General features: G+C 54.4%; 4 protein-coding genes and 1 pseudogene. 4 read left to right on the top strand and 1 reads right to left on the bottom strand.

Annotated elements, in window-relative coordinates:
• Positions 1-365 (bottom strand): annotated as a pseudogene (locus tag ACTG4M_RS17335) (hypothetical protein); the annotation flags it as partial.
• Between the two features lie 331 nt (positions 366-696).
• On the opposite strand from ACTG4M_RS17335, the gene xth reads away from it, so the two are divergent.
• The 4 genes from xth to grxD all read left to right on the top strand — a co-directional run bounded on the left by xth (position 697) and on the right by grxD (position 2,405).
• Entirely contained in the window at positions 697-1,479 is a 783-nt protein-coding gene (gene xth / locus ACTG4M_RS17330; protein WP_439124921.1) for an exodeoxyribonuclease III, read from the top strand.
• A 75-nt stretch (positions 1,480-1,554) separates the two neighbouring features.
• Complete coding sequence (locus ACTG4M_RS17325) at positions 1,555-1,797, top strand: BolA/IbaG family iron-sulfur metabolism protein (RefSeq protein WP_439124920.1); 243 nt, start codon at positions 1,555-1,557, stop codon at positions 1,795-1,797.
• Between the two features lie 115 nt (positions 1,798-1,912).
• Entirely contained in the window at positions 1,913-2,050 is a 138-nt protein-coding gene (locus ACTG4M_RS17320; RefSeq protein ID WP_439124919.1) for a hypothetical protein, read from the top strand.
• Positions 2,043-2,405: a Grx4 family monothiol glutaredoxin gene (grxD, locus tag ACTG4M_RS17315; protein ID WP_439124918.1), complete on the top strand. Its 363-nt coding sequence runs from the start codon at positions 2,043-2,045 to the stop codon at positions 2,403-2,405. The genes ACTG4M_RS17320 and grxD overlap by 8 nt, the downstream gene beginning before the upstream one ends.
• Positions 2,406-2,569 lie beyond the last annotated feature (164 nt).

Genomic DNA, 2,569 nt, shown 5'->3' with positions numbered 1-2,569 from the left:
GTTGGCGCGCAGCTTGTTGTGAACATCTCGACCAAATCACCTGTGCGAGCGTCCGATGTGGTTGGTGCGCAGCTTGTTGTGAACATTTCGACAAGATCACCGGTGCGGGCGTCCGATGTGGTTGGCGCGCAGCTTGTTGTGAACATCTCAACCAAATCACCTGTGCGAGCGTCCGATGTGGTTGGCGCGCAGCTTGTGGTGAACATCTCGACCAGATCGCCGGTGTGGGCATCCGATGTGGTTGGCGCGCAGCTTGTCGTAAAGAGCGCAGTTGCATCACCGCCATGGATATCACCGATAGCGTCGCTATTGCGCTGAATTACTTCAAGGTTTTCAGTATTCTGGGGTTTACGAAGTGCAGTCACGTTGGCCTCCTCTGGCTAGGTTGGTGGCTCAACGCTGTCACGCATTAGTTGCAAATTAAAAGTTTAAATATCGCTAAACGAGTATTTCCCTGAGTTATCCACATTAAGATACACTCATAGGTTGTTAGGCTTGGCATGTGTCTTGGGCTTATCAACAGAAGTCAAAAATCTGGGGATAACTTTGTACAGACTGTCTTACTACTTACCAAGTACGCCAAGCCAAGGGGAAGGCAACCAAGACCAGCGCGAAAAGCACTGTTCGATTCGGTGAGATCGCGGCTTGAATGGGGTGGCCCTTATTGGGATAGAGGGGCAATCCGGGAGGACACACATGAAAATCGCCACGTTCAACATCAACGGGATCAAAGCCCGCCTGCCCGCCCTGACCGACTGGCTGCGCGACAGCGCGCCGGACGTGGCGTTGTTGCAAGAAATTAAATCGGTAGATGAAGCGTTCCCGCGTGAGGCCTTGGAAGACCTTGGCTATACGGTCGAGACTCACGGTCAGAAAGGGTTCAATGGGGTGGCAATCCTGTCTAAACTGCCGCTTGAGGACGTGACCCGTGGCCTTCCCGGCGATGACAACGATGAACAAGCCCGCTGGATCGAAGCCACCGTAATCGGCGACACTGATGCGGTGCGAGTGTGCGGGCTTTATTTGCCGAACGGCAATCCCGTGCCCGGCCCAAAATATGATTACAAGTTGGACTGGATGAAGCGGCTCGAAGCCAGGGCGCGCGATTTACTGGCCGACGAAATGCCCGCACTGATGGCTGGAGACTATAACATCATTCCGCAGGCCGAGGATGCGGCGAAGCCCGAGCAATGGACCGAAGACGCGCTCTTCCGGCCTGAATCGCGGGCTGCGTTTCGCCGGATCGTAAATCTTGGCTTTACCGAAGCATTCCGTGCGGGGACTCAAGGTGGTGGGCATTATTCGTTCTGGGATTATCAGGCCGGCGCTTGGGACCGAAACAATGGCATTCGCATCGACCATTTCCTGATGACGCCTGCATGCGCTGATATGATGACCGAATGCTGGATCGAATCTGCGGTGCGTGGACGCGAGAAACCCTCGGATCATGTGCCGGTCTGGGTTTCATTAACCGCGTAAGCCACGACCCCGCCTTGCAGAATACCAACACCCGGCATACATCTTTTCAAACGATCAATTACGGAGAGCAGCGTCATGGCCATGCAAGCGCAGGAAATAGAAGACCTGATCCGCGCGGAATTTCCAAATGCAAAGATCACGATCACCGATCTTGCCGGGGACGGAAACCACTATGCAGCCGAGGTGATCGACGATAGCTTTAAAGGCAAGAACCGCGTTCAGCAGCAACGGGCCGTTTATGCCGCGCTCAAGGGCAAGATGGATGGCTCTCAAGGCGAATTGCACGCGCTGGCCTTGACGACAAAGGCGCCGGACTGATGCCAACGCGTCTTTGGAATATCTCGATGATCCTGCTGATTGGGCCATTCGCCTATTTCACATGGAAATCACCAGGCGCAGGTGATGCGGGCGGGCAGCCTGACACGGGCGCGACATGATCGACTTTCTTTCAAACACCTGGCCGATGTTTGCTGCCATTGGCCTTGTCACCCTTATAACTGTTGGCGCAACAATGCCGTATATCCGCAAGGACCGGAAACGCCGCAAAGAGATGGAGCAGGACAATGACTGATGCGAAACAACTGATCGACGACACCGTCAAAGCCAACGATGTGGTGCTTTACATGAAAGGCACAAAGTCGATGCCGCAGTGCGGGTTCTCTAGCAAGGTCGCTGGTGTGCTGAATTATATGGGCGTCGAATATGCCGACGTAAACGTGCTGGCGGACGAGAACATTCGTCAGGGCATCAAGGATTATTCGGATTGGCCCACGATCCCGCAGCTTTATGTCAAAGGCGAATTTGTCGGCGGGTGCGATATCATTACCGAAATGACACTCTCGGGCGAGCTGGATCAGCTTCTGGACGAAAACGGTGTGACCTACGACAAAGATGCCGCCGAGAAAATCCGCGAAGCGAACGCCTGATCTAGAGTTTCCAGACGAAAAAAACGGCGCCTGCGAAGGCGCCGTTTTTTGTTTGTGATAAGGCATATCGAGGTGCGTACCCTGCCCTCAGGGGAATCGCGTTTGGAACTGAGGTCGTGATTGAGCGGGGTTGCTTCTGACGGAGCGATGGATTCTGGAGCTGG

This window comes from Marivita sp., assembly GCF_965656765.1.
GTDB lineage: Bacteria > Pseudomonadota > Alphaproteobacteria > Rhodobacterales > Rhodobacteraceae > Marivita.
Note: the sequence above shows the minus strand (reverse complement) of the source record. Positions and strands in the feature narration are given on the sequence as shown.

What these genes read in the sequence shown, in the direction of transcription:
- xth (WP_439124921.1), top strand. Translation starts at nt 697, where the DNA reads ATGAAAATCGCCACGTTCAACATCAACGGGATCAAAGCCCGCCTGCCC.
- ACTG4M_RS17325 (WP_439124920.1), top strand. Translation starts at nt 1,555, where the DNA reads ATGGCCATGCAAGCGCAGGAAATAGAAGACCTGATCCGCGCGGAATTT.
- ACTG4M_RS17320 (WP_439124919.1), top strand. Translation starts at nt 1,913, where the DNA reads ATGATCGACTTTCTTTCAAACACCTGGCCGATGTTTGCTGCCATTGGC.
- grxD (WP_439124918.1), top strand. Translation starts at nt 2,043, where the DNA reads ATGACTGATGCGAAACAACTGATCGACGACACCGTCAAAGCCAACGAT.